This window comes from Mycobacterium sp. (assembly GCF_044342925.1).
GTDB lineage: Bacteria > Actinomycetota > Actinomycetes > Mycobacteriales > Mycobacteriaceae > Mycobacterium.
The window spans coordinates 1-15,563 of record NZ_JBIIOV010000066.1 but is presented as its reverse complement, the minus strand read 5'-3'; the positions used below and the strand labels follow the sequence as shown (position 1 = coordinate 15,563).

Genomic DNA, 15,563 nt, shown 5'->3' with positions numbered 1-15,563 from the left:
GGGTTCGTAGGTGGCGTGGTCGCGTCCAAGGGGCGATGCGGTTGGCGCGATGGACCAACGCGCAAGCGATGACGCCGCCGTGCTACCGCCGTCCTTGACCCGGTGTGCGTACTTGTTGGCTGCAGGCTCGTTGAGCCACATCCCCATTCGTACTGCATCGGGGACAGCCCCGATGCATGCGCTGATCGTGTCAGCTCAGCCTGGCCGCCCTGTTCACCGCGGAGACCACGGCGCGCAGCGAGGCGGTGGTGATCGACGTCGCGATGCCCACGCCCCACACCGTGCGTCCGCCCACCGAAGCCTCCACGTAGGCCGCCGCGGCGGCTTCCTCGCCAGCCGACATGGCGTGCTCGGAGTAGTCCAGGACGTGCACGTCGATATCGACGGTGCCCAGTGCGTCGACGAACGCGGCCAGCGGACCGTTGCCCTCGCCGCGGATCTCGGTCTCCACGCCGTCGATCTTCACCGCGGCCTCGATGACGTCGGTGCCGCCGTCGACCTCCGAACCGATCACCCGCTGCTTGATCCGCTCCAGCGGCCGGACCGGGCTCAGGTACTCGTCGGCGAAGGCGTCCCACATCTCTTTGGACGACACCTCGCCGCCCTCGCCGTCGGTGATCTTCTGGATCACCTGGCTGAACTCGATCTGCAGCCGGCGCGGCAGCACCAGGCCGTGGTCGGCCTTCATGATGTAGGCCACCCCGCCCTTGCCGGACTGCGAGTTGACCCGGATGACGGCCTCGTAGGTGCGGCCGACGTCCTTGGGGTCGATCGGCAGGTACGGCACCTGCCACAGGATGTCCTCGACGTCCGCGTCCGCCTCGTCGGCGGCGATCTTCATGGCGTCCAGGCCCTTGTTGATCGCGTCCTGGTGGCTGCCGGAGAACGCGGTGTAGACCAGGTCGCCGCCGTAGGGATGGCGCTCGGGCACCGGCAACTGGTTGCAGTGCTCGACGGTGCGGCGGATCTCGTCGATGTTGGAGAAGTCGATCTGCGGGTCCACCCCGCGGGAGAACAGGTTCAGGCCCAGCGTCACCAGGCAGACGTTGCCGGTGCGCTCTCCGTTGCCGAACAGGCAGCCCTCGATCCGGTCTGCGCCGGCAGCAAAGCCCAATTCCGATGCGGCAACGGCGGTTCCGCGGTCGTTGTGGGGGTGCAGGCTCAGGATGATCGAGTCGCGCCGCGCCAGGTTGCGGCTCATCCACTCGATGGAGTCGGCGTAGACGTTGGGGGTGGTCATCTCCACCGTGGCGGGCAGGTTGACGATCAGCGGCCAGTCAGGTGTCGGCTCGATGACGTCGGCGACGGCGTCGCACACGTCTTTGGCGTACACCAGTTCGGTGCCGGTGTAGGACTCCGGGGAATACTCGTAGCGCCACCGGGTGCCCGGATGCTTGGCCTGCTCCGCCAGGCACTTGCGGGCACCGTCGGTGGCGATCTTCTTGACCTCCTCGCGGTCGGCGCGGAACACCACCCGCCGCTGCAGAATCGAGGTGGAGTTGTAGAAGTGCACGATCACATTCGGTGCCCCGTGGCAGGCCTGGAAGGTCCGCTCGATCAACTCGTCGCGGCACTGGGTCAGCACCTGGATGGTGACGTCGTCGGGGATGGCGCCCTGCTCGATGATGTCGCGGACGAAGTCGAAGTCGGTCTGGCTGGCTGAGGGGAACCCGACCTCGATCTCCTTGTAGCCCATCCGGACCAGCAGATCGAACATCCGGCGCTTGCGGGCCGGGCTCATCGGGTCGATCAGGGCCTGGTTACCGTCACGCAGGTCCACCGCGCACCAGCCGGGGGCGTGCTCGATGACCTTGTCCGGCCAGGTGCGGTCGAAGGGAGTGATGGGCTCTCCCCCTTGAACTTCTGCGGCGAACGGCCGATACCGAGATACCGGCATCGCGCTGGAGCGCTGGGCGTTCCACGTGGGCTGGCCGGGACGGGGCGGGCCCGCGGGGGTCTTGATGGTGCGCGCCGACACGTAGGCGTCGACTGAATCGGATCGAGAGAGGGATCGAGAGAGGGAATCAGAAGGGCTGGTCACGATGTTCGCTCCGCAGAAGTTGGTGGGGACTTCAGACCGGCGCATCGCGACAACCCGCGACGGGAAGCCGGTCTGGATCAGACCCCGTCGCGGCGTCCGAGAAGGAGCACCCGCTGCACGTCGTTCACTGTACTCCCGATGCCCCGGCAGGCATAGTCGCTGGTATGACGCCTCCGGACGCCCAGGATGACGCTGTGCGGCCGCACCGCTCGCCTGCCGACCGGGTGGGCTCGGTGGTTGCCGGCGTGCTGGCGTTGCTGGCCGCAGCCGCGTCGCTGTTCTTCTCGCCGTTCTTCGTCATGACCACCGATGCGTGCGGCCACGACAACTGCCGCGATCCCCTGATCACCTGGGCCTATGTCGTGACGTGGGCCGGCGTCGCCCTGGCTGCCGTCGTGGGCGTCGCCGGCATGGTGGTCGCAGCCCGACGGCGCACGGTGATGTGGGTGTGGCCGGCGCTGGCGCTGCTGCTGGTCGTGGCCACTTTCGTCATCGGGGCGCAGTTGGCGAGCGCGGCGGCTGGTCCCGTCGACTGATCAGCGCTGATCAGCGCCAGGGCTGATCCCAGCTACCGGTGAAAGCCACCTCGTCCAGTGGTCTGCGCTCGCGCGGCGCGGCGTCCCGCTCGGCGACCTCGGGGTCGACCTGCCCGTAATCAGCCAGCGAGCCGACCGCGATCACCATCAGCGGACGCACTTGGGCGGGGATGGCGAACGCCGCCCGGGCGCCGTCGGCGTCGAATCCGGCCATCGGGTGGGCGATCAGCCCGCGCGACACCGCCTCGATGATCAGGTTGGCCTCCGCCGCTCCGGCGTCGACGGCGCTGTAGAGCGCGGTGTTCTCGTCGTCGCCCTCGTCGGCGCACACCAGGATCAGCGCGCCGGCGGCTTTGGCGTAGGCGTTTCCGCGGCTGAGCAGTTCGGCCAGGGCCGCGTGCGTGCTGTCCCCGCTGTGTCCATCCCCGAGTCGCTCCGCTCTTGCCCGCCGGGCTCCCACCACGAACCGCACCGGCTGGCGCCGCCCCCAGGTCGCCGCCCACCGGGCGGCCTCCAGCAGCGCCGTCAGCTGCTCGTCGGTGACCTCGGCCTGGGCGTCGAACGCGCGGGGGCTCCAGCGCTGGGCGATCGGGGGATGGATCGGAACGGCGGTCTGTGCGACGCGGTCGGCGGGCTGCTCAGGCATCACGCGAGGTTACCCGCTGATCGGGGCGGGAAAGCGGGCGTTAAAACCGGAACTGGCCACCCCTTATCCTTATTTGCAACCCCAACGCCGGAAAGGGCAGACAGTGGCGCTCGTCGTGCAGAAGTACGGCGGATCATCGGTGGCCGACGCCGAGCGGATCCGACGGGTCGCCGAACGCATCGTTGAGACCAAAAAGCAGGGCAACGATGTGGTGGTGGTCGTCTCGGCGATGGGCGATACCACCGACGAACTAATGGACCTGGCCCGCCAAGTGTGCCCGGCGCCGCCGGCGCGCGAACTGGACATGCTGCTGACCGCCGGCGAGCGGATTTCCAACGCGCTGGTGGCCATGGCCATCGAATCGCTGGGCGCCCAGGCGCGGTCCTTCACCGGTTCGCAGGCCGGCGTCATCACCACCGGCACCCACGGCAACGCCAAGATCATCGACGTCACCCCCGGACGGCTGCGCACTGCTCTGGACGAGGGACAGATCGTCCTCGTCGCCGGCTTTCAGGGCGTGAGTCAAGACAGCAAGGACGTCACGACGCTGGGACGGGGCGGCTCGGACACCACCGCCGTGGCACTGGCCGCCGCGCTGCACGCCGATGTCTGCGAGATCTACACCGACGTCGACGGCATCTTCACCGCCGACCCGCGCATCGTGCCCAACGCGCGGCGACTGGACACCGTCACCTTCGAGGAAATGCTCGAGATGGCGGCGGCCGGAGCCAAGGTGCTGATGCTGCGCTGCGTGGAGTACGCGCGGCGCTATCACGTTCCGATTCACGTCCGGTCGTCGTACTCCGACAAGCCCGGAACCATCGTCACCGGATCAATCGAGGACACCCCCATGGAAGACGCCATCCTGACCGGAGTCGCTCACGATCGCAGCGAGGCCAAGGTCACCGTCGTCGGGGTCCCCGACGTTCCGGGTTACGCCGCCAAGGTTTTTCGCGCCGTCGCCGACGCAGACGTCAACATCGACATGGTGCTGCAGAACATTTCCAAGGTGGAGGACGGCAAGACCGACATCACCTTCACCTGCTCGCGGGACTCCGCACCGAAGGCGGTGGAGAAACTGACCTCACTGCAGGACGAGATCGGCTTCACCAGCGTGCTGTACGACGACCACATCGGCAAGGTGTCGCTGATCGGCGCGGGCATGCGCAGCCACCCCGGAGTGACGGCGACGTTCTGCGAGGCGCTGGCGAAGGTGGGCATCAACATCGAGCTGATCTCCACCTCCGAGATCCGAATCTCGGTGCTGATCAAGGACTCCGAGCTGGACAAGGCCGTGGCCGCGCTGCACGAGGCGTTCGATCTCGGCACCGACGAGGAGGCCGTGGTCTACGGCGGGACGGGCCGATAGACGATGGTCCATATCGGGGTGGTCGGCGCCACCGGTCAGGTCGGCGTCGTCATGCGGAAACTGTTGGAAGAGCGGGCTTTTCCCGCGACCAGCGTCCGATTCTTCGCCTCGTCCCGGTCGGCCGGGCGCAAACTGGAGTTCCGCGGTCAACAGATCGAGGTCGAGGACGCCGAGACCGCCGACCCGACCGGTTTGGACATCGCGCTGTTCTCCGCGGGGGCGACGATGTCGCGGGTACAGGCGCCCCGGTTCGCCGCCGCCGGGGTGACGGTGATCGACAACTCGTCGGCGTGGCGCAAGGACCCGCAAGTGCCACTGGTGGTCAGCGAGGTCAATTTCGATCGCGACGTCCGCGGCCAGACCCTGCCCAAGGGGATTATCGCCAACCCGAACTGCACCACCATGGCGGCCATGCCGGTGCTCAAGCCGTTGCACGACGAAGCCGGCCTGGTGCGCCTGATCGCCTCGACCTACCAGGCGGTGTCGGGCAGCGGGGTGGCCGGTGTGGAGGAGCTTGCGACCCAGGCCCGCGCGGTCATCGACGGTGTCGAGCACCTGGTGCACGACGGCGGTGCGCTGGACTATCCGGCTCCGAACAAGTACGTCGCCCCGATCGCGTTCAACGTCATCCCGCTGGCCGGCGCTCTGGTCGACGACGCTTCGGGGGAGACCGACGAGGACCAGAAGTTGCGCAACGAAAGCCGCAAGATCCTCGGCATCCCCGACTTGGCGGTCAGCGGCACCTGCGTGCGGGTTCCGGTGTTTACCGGGCACTCACTGTCGATCAACGCCGAGTTCGCCCGTCCGATCTCACCGGCTCGGGCGCGGGAGCTGCTGGCGTCGGCGCCCGGCGTGACGCTGGTCGACGTGCCGACTCCGCTGGACGCCGCCGGTGGCGACGCCTCGCTGGTCGGCCGGATCCGGCAGGACCCGGGGGCGCCGGACGGTCGGGGCCTGGCCCTGTTCATCTCCGGGGACAACCTGCGCAAGGGTGCGGCGCTGAACACCATTCAGATCGCCGAACTGCTCGCCGAGCAGTTCTGAGCCTGCGCTTCACAGCGCACAACCCAGCCGGCCGTGACACTGGCATGATCTGGGTATGACCATCGACCCGATCTACACCGCAGAGTGCACCGCTACCGGCGGCGGCCGCGACGGCCACGTGAAGTCCACCGACGGACGCCTCGACCTCGACACCCGTCCGCCCAAGGAGATGGGCGGCAGCGGCGAGGGCGTGAACCCCGAGTTGCTCTTCTCCGCCGGCTACGCGGCCTGCTTCCTGGGCGCGCTGCGGTTGGTGGCCACGAACGGCGGCGTCACCCTCGACGACGCCACCGGGGTCACCGTCCGGGTCGGCATCGGCAAGGACGAGACCAGCTACGGGCTGGCCACCGAGATCATCGGTTACCTGCCCGGGTTGGAGCAGGCCCAGGCCGAGGACCTGATGAAGCAGGCCAACCAGGTGTGCCCGTACTCCAAGGCCACCCGCGGCAACGTCGAAGCAACGCTGCACACCAAGGTCGTCTGACCCCTACTCAAGCCTTGTGCGCGGTGAGTAGGTAGTGAACGACGTGATGTCGTCGCACACGAATGTCGCTGTGCGCGCTTCGCGTTGGGCGGCGGCCGCGCTCGCCGCCGCGACGGCGGTGGGGGAGAGGTCGATGCCGACGACGGTGTGGCCGCGGGCGGTCAGCGCAAGGGCGAGTTCAGCATGGCCGCAGCCGGCGTCGAGCACATCGTCGGCGATCTCGGCGGTCGCGATCACCGCGGCGAGTTCGGGCTGCCCATGAAACCCAAGCTACTCCCAGGTGTGCACCGGTTCATTGCTGTGCATCAGGGTGCAGTACCGGCGCAGCATCTCGGCCAAAGCCTTGGGGCGGTCCAGGCCGCCGTCCTCAAGGCGTTCCACCGTGGCGACCTGCCAGGCCGCCCCGTTGCGCCCGGTCTTGGCGCGGCCCTCGATGACACCCAGGTAGCGCTCGCGGACGTCGGCGGCGACCTTCCACCGGCGCAGTCCCTCGTCGGCCATCGGTAACAGGTGGCGCAGCACCAGCTCATCGGGTGTCACCTCGCCCAGGCCCGGCCAGTACAGCCGGGCGGCCATTCCGCTGAGGGCGGCGGCCAGGAAATTGTCATGTGCCGCAGCGAAACTCATCTTCGTCCACAGCGGCCGGTCCTCTTCGGAGATGGTGCGCAGCAGGCCGTAGTAGAACGCCGAATTCGCCATCATGTCGACGACGGTCGGGCCGGCCGGCAAGACCCGGTTCTCCACCCGCACATGGGGGCGGCCGTTCACCACGTCGTACACCGGCCGGTTCCACCGGTACACCGTTCCGTTATGCAGTCGCAGTTCGGACAGGTGCGGGGTCCGTCCGGCGGCCAGCTCCGCGGCGGGGTCCTCGTCGGAGATCTCCGGCAGCAGCGACGGGAAGTAGCGGACGTTCTCCTCGAAGAGGTCGAAGATGGAGGTGATCCAGCGCTCGCCGAACCACACTCGCGGTCGCACACCCTGGGTCTTCAACTCCTCGGGCCGAGTGTCGGTGGCTTGTGCGAACAACTCGATGCGGGTCTCCGCCCACAGATGGTGGCCGAAGAAATACGGCGAGTTGGCGCCCAACGCCAACTGCGGTGCGGCAAGCACCTGGGCGGCGTTCCAGTTGCTGGCGAAGTCGGCCGGGGAGACCTGCAGATGCAACTGCATACTGGTGCAGGCCGATTCCGGCGCAATGGATTCGGCGTGCATGCTCAGCCGCTCGGCCCCGGAGATGTCGATGAGGATGTCCTCGCCGCGGGCGGTGAAAATCGAGTCGTTGAGTGCCTGGTACCGCATCGAAGGGCTCATCCAGCTGCCCGCCAGATGTTCGGGCATCAGGGTCGGCAGGATTCCGATCATGACGATGTGGGCGCCGTCGGTGTTGGCCTTGGTCTCGGCGGCATTGAGGCTTGCCCGTACTTCGGCTTCCAGTTCCAGCGCGGTGCGCCCGGGCAGCGGACGGGGCGGCACGTTGAATTCGATGTTGTAGGCGCCCAATTCGGTCTGGTACGCCGGATCGGCAATGGCCGCCAGGACTTCCTGATTGGTCATCGCCGGCTGATAGTCGGCGTCAACCAGATTGCACTCGATCTCCATGCCGGTCAGCGGATGGTCGGACTCGAAGCTCGACTCGGCCAGCATCGTCTCGAATACGTCCAGGCAGTGCTGCACCTTGTAGCGGTACTGCTGGCGATGCGCCGGGCTGTAGCTGGTGTGCTTGACCTCTTCACCCACGGTGACGATGCAACAGGTTCACACTCGGCGGCGCAAGAGAATCGCGCTGATCACCCCGGCCGGCGGACGACCACCACCTGCGGGCCGAATCCGGCGGTCCGGACGTCGACTTCAACGCCGGCGTGGGCGGCCAGTGCGCGGAACGCCGAGGGGCTGTAGGTGCGCAGTGAGCTGATCAGCCCGTCGTGGGCGAACGGCCAGACCGGCGCCAGCGGCGCCATCGTCGCCAGCCGGATCAGATGCAGTGGTACCGGCGGCCGGGGCAGGTCGATGACGACCAGTCGGCCGGCCACCCGGGTGCCCTCCGCGAGTACCCGGGCAGCCAGCCGCGGCGGCAGATGATGAAACGACATGGCGAAGACGGCAAGGTCGAAGGACCCGTCGGGTTCATCGATGGCGGTGGCGTCGAGGACGCGGACCTCGGCGCGCGGATTGCGGCCGAGCTCACCGCCGGCGATCGCAGCCACCGATTCGGGGTTCACATCGGACACCGTCACCTGCGCGGTCGGGTGCTCGGTCAGTAGCCGCAGCGCCAGCGCGCCGTGCCCGGCGCCCAGTTCCAGGATGCGCGGATCGACCACATCGGCGACCTCGTCGAGGACCAGCCGCGCATTGCGGTCGTGCTCCCCGAACACCGAGCCCAGCCGGTCCAGGGCGGCGATCACCCCGCGTTTGACGTCAGCGTCGACGTCGTCGCGGTCGAGGTACTCGGGCCGGTCGGTGTGCAGCAGCCGGTCCAGCCAGCAAGCGTCCGGGCCGCCCCGGGGCATGCCGTCGATGTCGGCGGATCCGGAAATCGCAGAGCCCATGTAGAACATCATCGTCGGTGGGAGACTCCCAGCACAGCTATCCGCGCCACCCGAGGAGCAGCATTGGCAGACTTCGTCGCCGCCATCGACCAGGGCACCACCAGCACCCGCTGCATGATCTTCGACCACAACGGCCTCGAGGTCGGGCGCAGTCAACTCGAGCACAGCCAGATCCTGCCCCGGTCCGGCTGGGTCGAGCACAACCCGACGGAGATCTGGGGCACCACCCAGACGGTGGTGACCTCAGCGTTGAACAACACCAATCTCAAGGCATCCAACATCGCCGCGCTGGGCATCACGAATCAGCGCGAGACCACCATCGTCTGGAACCCGAAGAACGGACAGCCCTACCACAACGCGATCGTCTGGCAGGACACCCGAACCGACCAGATCGCGTCAGCGCTGGACCGCGACGGCCGTGGTGAGGTGATCCGGCGCAAGGCCGGTCTGCCGCCCGCGACCTACTTCTCCGGCGGCAAGCTGCAATGGCTGCTGGAGAACGTCGACGGCCTGCGGGGCGCGGCCGAGCGCGGCGAGGTGTTGTTCGGCACGCCCGACGTCTGGGTGCTGTGGAATATGACCGGCGGTCCCAACGGGGGCGTGCACATCACCGACCCGACTAACGCCAGCCGCACCATGCTGATGAATCTGGAGACCCTGGACTGGGACGACGAACTGTTGTCGTTCTTCAGCATTCCGCGCCAGATGCTCCCGCAGATCCGGCCGTCGTCGTCGCCACAGCCCTACGGACTGACCAAGTCCGACGGTCCGATGCTCGGGGAGGTGCCGGTGACGGCCAGCCTCGGCGACCAGCAGGCCGCCATGGTGGGCCAGGTGTGCCTGAAGCCCGGCGAGGCCAAGAACACCTACGGTACCGGTAACTTCCTGCTGCTCAACACCGGCGAGAAGATCGTCCGCAGCACCAACGGGCTGTTGACCACGGTGTGCTACCAGTTCGGCGACGCCAAACCCGTTTACGCCCTTGAGGGTTCGATCGCGGTGACCGGTTCGGCGGTGCAGTGGCTTCGCGATCAACTCGGCATCATCAGCGGCGCCGCCGACAGCGAGGTGCTGGCGTCGCAGGTCGCGGACAACGGCGGCATCTACTTCGTGCCCGCCTTCTCCGGTCTGTTCGCGCCCTATTGGCGCTCGGATGCCCGCGGGGTGATCGTCGGTCTGTCGCGGTTCAACTCCAACGCCCACATCGCGCGGGCGACGCTGGAGGCGATCTGCTACCAGAGCCGCGACGTGGTGGAGGCGATGGAGGCCGACTCCGGCGTCAAGCTCGAGGTCCTCAAGGTCGACGGCGGGGTGACCCTCAACGAGTTGTGTATGCAGATTCAGTCCGACGTGCTCGGGGTGGACGTGGTGCGGCCCAAGGTGCCTGAGACGACGGCGCTGGGTGCCGCCTATGCCGCGGGCCTGGCGGTCGGGTACTGGGCGGATCCTGAGGATCTGCGGGCCAATTGGCAGGAAGGCCGTCGCTGGACGGCGCATTGGACCCAGGAGCAGCGGGACAAGGGGTTCGCCGGCTGGCACAAGGCGGTCGAGCGCACGCTGGGCTGGGTCGACGTCGAGGGGTAGCCGAACCGGTCAGGCAGTGACACCACTGGCCGAACCGGTCAGGCAGTGACACCACTGGCCGGAACGGCCGGGCAGTGACACAGTGGTGCCATGACTGAGACCGTCGCCGACCCGGCAAACCTGCCCACCGCCGACCCGGCGAGTCAGGACCCCGCCAGCCCGTTCCACATGCGGGGCAACTACGCCCCGGTACCCGACGAGCTCACCGAGTACGACCTGCCGGTCGAGGGCGCCATCCCACCGGCCATCGACGGATGGTATCTGCGCAACGGGTCCAACCCGCGCACACCGACCGGGCACTGGTTCATCGGCGACGGCATGATCCACGGCGTCCGCATCGAAGGCGGCGCCGCCAAGTGGTACCGCAACCGCTGGGTCCGCACCGAGAGCTTCGAGAAGTCCTTCCCCGTGTACGGCCCGGACGGCACCCGGAACCTGCGGTCCTCGGTGGCTAACACCCACGTGGTCAACCACGCCGGAAAGACGCTGGCGCTGGTCGAATCGTCGTTGCCTTACCAGATCACCAACGACCTGGAAACGGTCGGCTGCTACGACTTCGACGGCAAACTCAACGACTCGATGACCGCCCATCCGAAGATCTGCGCCACGACGGGGGAGCTGCATTTCTTCGGGTACGGCAATCTCTTTCAGCCGCACGTGTCCTACCACCGGGTGGACGCCGACGGCGTGCTAACGGTCAACCGGCCGGTGGAGGTGCCGGCTTTGACGATGATGCACGACTTCGCCATGACGGCCGGACACGTGATCTTCATGGACCTGCCGATCGTGTTCAACATCGAGATCGCCATCAACGGCCGCGGCGATATGCCGTTCCGGTGGGACGACAACTACGGCGCCCGCTTCGGAGTGCTTCGCCGGGATGACCCGTTCGGTCAGATCCGGTGGTTCGACATCGATCCGTGCTACATCTTCCACGTCGCCAATTCCTACGACAGCGCCGACGGCAAGTCCATTGTGCTGCATGCTGTTCGGTACCCCGAGCTGTGGCGTAACGACGGCGGTTTCGGCGCCAGCGGCGTGCTGTGGGAATGGACCGTTGACCTGGTGACCGGGACGGTGTCGGAACGCCAACTCGACGACCGTGCGGTGGAGTTTCCCCGCATCGACGACCGGCTGGCCGGGCTGCCCGCGCGCTACGCGGTGTCGGTAGGAGACGCGACGCTGCTGCGCTACGACTTGGCGACCGGCGCGGCGGTGGAGCACCGGTTCGGTGAGCCGGACGCGCCGGGTGGCCCGGGCGAAGCGGTGTTCGTGCCCTCGCCGGACGGCCCGGCCGACGAGACCAATGGCTGGTACCTGGCCTACGTCTTCGATCCGGTTCGCAACAGCAGTGATCTGGTGATCCTGGACGCCGGAGACATCAGCGGCGACCCAGTGGCCCGCATCAAGCTGCCGCGGCGGGTGCCCTACGGATTCCACGGCAACTGGATCGGCGCCTAACCGGGCGGAATGAACCCGCCCTCAGGGGGTGCCGGCGGTTGTGCGGCCGGTGGCGGAGCCGGCGCTCCGTAGGCGGCAGGGGGCGGCGGTGACGCCTGGCCGGGGGGTCGCAGTCTGGCGAGTTCACGGCGATGCCGTTCGGCCAGCACCGCCGCCAGCACCTGCTGCGGCGCGACGCCGGGCGGGGGAGGCGGCGAGATAGACGAGCTGACCTGAGCCGCCAGACGGCGGCCCATCTCGTCGCGGACGGCCGGTGTCAGCTCAGGGGCGCGGGCCAGAAATTGTCGGGCCACCTCGGCCTGCTGCGGTCCCAGGCCGGACAGCTCCAGCGACTCGGCCCACCACGCCAGCCCCAGTGGCATCACCGGAGATGGATAAGGTTTCGGGCCGCGTTCGCTGATCACTACCGTCCCGGCGAACATGTCACCGAGCCGTTTGCCCTTCGCCGACAGCAGGCTCGCGATCATCGCCGGTCCGCCGACCAGCATCCAGATCTCCACGAACCCGGCAAGCGCCCGGAACAAAGCCTGTCGGAACCGCTCCGGACCGCCGTCGTCGGAGACCACCCGAAGCCCCATTGCCATCTTGCCCAGGGATCGCCCGCGGGTGGCCATCTCGATTCCCAGGGGGTAGCCGACAATCACCACCACGGTGAAGATCACCAGCACCGCCGCGGTGAAGGCCTCGTCGAACCGGGGCAAAGCGGCCGCCCACAGCAGAACGGCCGCAATATATAAGGTACCGACCACAATCAGGTCGATCATCGCGCTGACGGCACGCACCGGTAGCTGAGCGATATCGACGTCGAGGACTACTGCGTCGCCGGTCACGACGGTTTCCGGCGGCTGAGGCATGGCACCCTACGCTACCGATTCCCGGCCGCTGCGATGCCGTCGGCGTTTCATTTCCGGCGGTGAGAAGGTTTTTGACGGATGTTGAGCAAAATCCTGAAACGGGTTGCAGGCACTGTGACGCCCCCCTTACTGTGTGCTGGACTACGTGCCCTGGATCACAAACCCGGAGGGGGGCTTGGACGCCATGAATCCACGGTCTGGACCATGCGTGGTGGGCTTTTGCCGTCCCGCCGCCACGGACGGGTGACCAACGGATGACCACTGCGGAAAAGGGACGTAAGCAGCACGACGGCATCCGGGAGATCGACGACTGGGTCGCCGGTTACGTCGAGCGCCACCCACGGGCCTCCGTCAACACGGTCGGCAACCAGGCGATCATGGGCGTGCGGACCATCCAGACTCTTTTCACCGACCTTTTCACCGGCAAGTTCCAGTGGGAGGAATTCGTCCGGCAAGCCGCCTTCATGGCCGGCACGGCCGTGCTGCCCACCATCTTCGTGGCGCTGCCCATCGGTGTGACGCTCTCAGTCCAGTTCGCTCTGCTGGCCGGTCAGGTGGGTGCGAACTCGCTCGCCGGCGCGGCCAGCGGCCTGGCGGTGATCCGGCAGGCGGCCTCACTCGTGGCAGCAATCCTGATGGCCGCCGCGGTGGGGTCGGCCATCACCGCCGATCTGGGTGCCCGCAAGATTCGTGACGAGATCGACGCCCTGGAGGTGCTGGGCATCTCGATCATCCAGCGGCTGGTGGTGCCCCGATTCGTGGCCTCGATTGTGATTGCGGTGGCCTTGACCGGGTTGGTGTGTTTCACCGGCTTCTTGGCCAGTTACCTGTTCAACGTGTACTTCCAGGGCGGCGCCCCGGGCAGCTTCGTCGGAACATTCGCTTCCTTCACCACGGTGGCGGATATGCAACTGGCGATGATCAAGGCGGTGATCTACGGCGCCATCGTGGGCATCGTCTCGTGTGAGAAGGGCCTGTCCACCCGAGGCGGGTCGGCGGGCGTGGCCAACTCGGTGAATTCGTCGGTGGTCGAATCGATTCTGTTGCTGATGATCGTCAATGTGGCGATCAGTCAGCTGTACCTGATCCTGTTTCCGAAGTCGGGGTTGTAGATGGTTGCGTCGAAACCGTTGGTGGCGAAGCCATCCACACCGACACCCCAGATCTTCAAGTTCTTCCAGGGGCTTGGCGGCAAGATCGCCAGCCCGATCATGCAACTCGGGCACATCCTGATCTTCGGCGGCCGAGCCTTCGCCGGCATCCCGGTCGTGTTGAAGAGCTACCGTCAGGAATACGTCCGGCTGCTCTCCGACGTGGCTTGGGGCAACGGCTCACTAGTGGTCGGCGGCGGCACCGCGGGTGTGGCCCTGGTCCTCGGCGTCGTGGTGGGCGTCATGGTGGGCATCGAGGGCTACAACTTCCTACAGCTGCTCGGACTCGGGCCCGCCGTCGGCATCATCTCCTCGCTGGTGAACACCCGCGAGCTTGCGCCGATCGCCTGCTCGCTGGCCTTCGCGACGCAGAGTGGGTGCCGGTTCACCGCCCAGCTCGGTGCCATGCGGATCTCCGAGGAGATCGACGCCACCGAGGTCATGGCGATCCAACCCATCCCGTACATGGTGACCACCCGGTTGATGGCCTCCATCACCGCGATCATCCCGCTTTACATCGTCTGCTTGGGTGTCAGCTATCTGAGCACCCAGTTCATCGTGACCCTCGTCAGCGGTGGGTCGATGGGCGGCTACCTGCACTACTTCGGGCTGATGCTCAGCGGTACCGAGATGTTCTACTCGGTGATCAAGGTGGTCATCTTCGTGGCGATCTGCGCGGTTCTGCAGTGCTACTACGGCTTTTACGCCAGTGGCGGGCCCGAGGGCGTTGGCGTGGCCGCCGGTCACGCCATGCGCGCCGCCATCACCGTGGTGGTCATCGTCAACATGCTCCTCACCATGGCGATGTTCAGCCTCGACTCCGGCGCAAGGTTTGGTGGCTGATGGCCAAGATCTTCGACATCAGCGGTCGCGGGCCTAGTAGTAAGAGTCTGTTGACGGCCGGCCTGGCCATGATCGTGGCATCGATCCTGATCGGTGCCCTCTTGGTGGCCAAGTCCACCGGCAAGCTGGAGAACTACACCAAGATCACCGCCGACCTCAACAACGTCGGCGACGGTCTGCCGTCGCGTTCCGATGTCCGCTACCACGGCCTGCTGGTCGGCTCCACCACCAAGGTCACGCCAGCGTTCTACGGCAAACCGAACTACGTGGAAATCGACATCATCGGCGAGTACGCCACGAGTATCCCGAACACCGTCACCGCCCGCGTGGTGCCCAGCAACGTGTTCGCGGTGTCGAGCGTCGAGCTCGTCGACAACGGCGAAGCGCCGCCGATCCAGAACGGCGACCACATCGCCGAGGATCAGCAGCTCCCGACGGTGCTGTTCCAGACGACCATCAGCAAGCTACGCGACATCCTCTACGCCACCGGCCGGGGACGCGGTGACGACACCCTCGGTATCCTCGCGGCGCTCAGCGCGGCGACGCACGACCGCAGGCCCACTCTGCTTAAGGCGGGCGCCCAACTCGACCGGATCGTCAGCGAGCTGAACGCCACGGTCGCCACCGACACCACCAGCCCCTCCATGCTCAGTGCGCTGATCGGCGCGGCCGACGGCCTGAAGCAGACCGCCCCCGACCTGCTCGACGCGCTGCACCAGGCGGTCGGCCCGATGCAGGTCCTGGTGGAGCAGCAGTCCAACCTCGACGCCATGCTCAGCAGCGGCGCGAGCACGCTGGGCACCACCCGCACCGCCTTCGAAAACCAGACCGATCGGATGATCACCATCGGCCGCAACCTGACCCCGGTGCTGGGCGTGCTGGCCCAGACCTCGGGCAACTGGGTGCCGGGCTTCCAGAAGCTGGGGCGCTTCTCGGACAAGTTCTTCGAGGGCTGGCTGCCGGACCTGGACGCGTTCAACGTCCGGGCCAACTTGTCGCTG

14 protein-coding genes and 1 pseudogene are annotated in these 15,563 nt (G+C 67.1%); 9 read left to right on the top strand and 6 right to left on the bottom strand.

Going from position 1 to position 15,563, the window contains the following annotated elements; genetic code table 11:
- Positions 1-190: 190 nt before the first annotated feature.
- Positions 191-2,086 (bottom strand): 2-isopropylmalate synthase, encoded by a 1,896-nt coding sequence (gene leuA / locus ADBZ6I_RS08990; protein ID WP_526382961.1) that lies wholly within the window; start codon positions 2,084-2,086, stop codon positions 191-193.
- A 119-nt stretch (positions 2,087-2,205) separates the two neighbouring features.
- Here leuA and ADBZ6I_RS08985 point away from each other — a divergent pair, with 119 nt between their 5' ends.
- Positions 2,206-2,577, top strand: coding sequence for a hypothetical protein (locus ADBZ6I_RS08985; RefSeq protein WP_526382959.1), 372 nt, complete (start codon positions 2,206-2,208; stop codon positions 2,575-2,577).
- Positions 2,578-2,587: 10 nt separating this feature from the next.
- Here the strand turns inward: ADBZ6I_RS08985 and ADBZ6I_RS08980 are convergent, their stop codons facing one another.
- Complete coding sequence (locus ADBZ6I_RS08980) at positions 2,588-3,223, bottom strand: nitroreductase family protein (protein ID WP_526382957.1); 636 nt, start codon at positions 3,221-3,223, stop codon at positions 2,588-2,590.
- Between the two features lie 103 nt (positions 3,224-3,326).
- Between ADBZ6I_RS08980 and ADBZ6I_RS08975 the strand changes: the two genes are divergently transcribed.
- From ADBZ6I_RS08975 to ADBZ6I_RS08965, 3 genes are read left to right on the top strand one after another with little or no spacing between them, the layout of a single operon-like run.
- The gene (locus tag ADBZ6I_RS08975; protein ID WP_526382955.1) at positions 3,327-4,592 is read left to right on the top strand and encodes an aspartate kinase; all 1,266 of its coding nucleotides are present in this window, start codon (positions 3,327-3,329) and stop codon (positions 4,590-4,592) included.
- Between the two features lie 3 nt (positions 4,593-4,595).
- Positions 4,596-5,636, top strand: coding sequence for an aspartate-semialdehyde dehydrogenase (locus ADBZ6I_RS08970; protein WP_526382953.1), 1,041 nt, complete (start codon positions 4,596-4,598; stop codon positions 5,634-5,636).
- Between the two features lie 55 nt (positions 5,637-5,691).
- On the top strand, positions 5,692-6,120 hold the full coding sequence (locus ADBZ6I_RS08965) for an organic hydroperoxide resistance protein (protein WP_526382951.1): 429 nt from the start codon (positions 5,692-5,694) through the stop codon (positions 6,118-6,120).
- A gap of 18 nt (positions 6,121-6,138) precedes the next feature.
- On the opposite strand, the pseudogene ADBZ6I_RS08960 reads toward ADBZ6I_RS08965, so the two are convergent.
- The 3 genes and pseudogenes from ADBZ6I_RS08960 to ADBZ6I_RS08950 form a co-directional block, all read right to left on the bottom strand.
- Positions 6,139-6,375, bottom strand: a pseudogene (locus ADBZ6I_RS08960) (methyltransferase domain-containing protein); the annotation flags it as partial.
- Positions 6,376-6,390: 15 nt separating this feature from the next.
- Positions 6,391-7,860 carry a glutamate-cysteine ligase family protein gene (locus tag ADBZ6I_RS08955; RefSeq protein ID WP_526382949.1) on the bottom strand — a complete coding sequence of 490 codons (1,470 nt, stop codon included), beginning with the start codon at positions 7,858-7,860 and terminating at the stop codon, positions 6,391-6,393.
- Positions 7,861-7,910: 50 nt separating this feature from the next.
- On the bottom strand, positions 7,911-8,678 hold the full coding sequence (locus tag ADBZ6I_RS08950) for a class I SAM-dependent methyltransferase (protein ID WP_526382965.1): 768 nt from the start codon (positions 8,676-8,678) through the stop codon (positions 7,911-7,913).
- A 30-nt stretch (positions 8,679-8,708) separates the two neighbouring features.
- Between ADBZ6I_RS08950 and glpK the strand changes: the two genes are divergently transcribed.
- Both glpK and ADBZ6I_RS08940 read left to right on the top strand, forming a co-directional pair.
- Positions 8,709-10,253 (top strand): glycerol kinase GlpK, encoded by a 1,545-nt coding sequence (gene glpK / locus ADBZ6I_RS08945; RefSeq protein ID WP_526382963.1) that lies wholly within the window; start codon positions 8,709-8,711, stop codon positions 10,251-10,253.
- 90 nt (positions 10,254-10,343) lie between these two features.
- On the top strand, positions 10,344-11,714 hold the full coding sequence (locus ADBZ6I_RS08940; RefSeq protein ID WP_526382947.1) for a carotenoid oxygenase family protein: 1,371 nt from the start codon (positions 10,344-10,346) through the stop codon (positions 11,712-11,714).
- Here ADBZ6I_RS08940 and ADBZ6I_RS08935 read toward each other — a convergent pair.
- Positions 11,711-12,568 (bottom strand): RDD family protein, encoded by an 858-nt coding sequence (locus tag ADBZ6I_RS08935; protein ID WP_526382945.1) that lies wholly within the window; start codon positions 12,566-12,568, stop codon positions 11,711-11,713. The two genes, ADBZ6I_RS08940 and ADBZ6I_RS08935, sit on opposite strands and share 4 nt — an antisense overlap.
- A gap of 254 nt (positions 12,569-12,822) precedes the next feature.
- On the opposite strand from ADBZ6I_RS08935, the gene ADBZ6I_RS08930 reads away from it, so the two are divergent.
- The 3 genes from ADBZ6I_RS08930 to ADBZ6I_RS08920 all read left to right on the top strand — a co-directional run.
- Positions 12,823-13,680 carry an MlaE family ABC transporter permease gene (locus ADBZ6I_RS08930; RefSeq protein ID WP_526382943.1) on the top strand — a complete coding sequence of 286 codons (858 nt, stop codon included), beginning with the start codon at positions 12,823-12,825 and terminating at the stop codon, positions 13,678-13,680.
- Positions 13,681-14,562: an MlaE family ABC transporter permease gene (locus ADBZ6I_RS08925; RefSeq protein WP_526382941.1), complete on the top strand. Its 882-nt coding sequence runs from the start codon at positions 13,681-13,683 to the stop codon at positions 14,560-14,562.
- On the top strand, positions 14,562-15,563 hold a 1,002-nt coding region (locus tag ADBZ6I_RS08920; RefSeq protein ID WP_526382939.1), incomplete at its 3' end, for an MlaD family protein. The genes ADBZ6I_RS08925 and ADBZ6I_RS08920, both read left to right, overlap by 1 nt.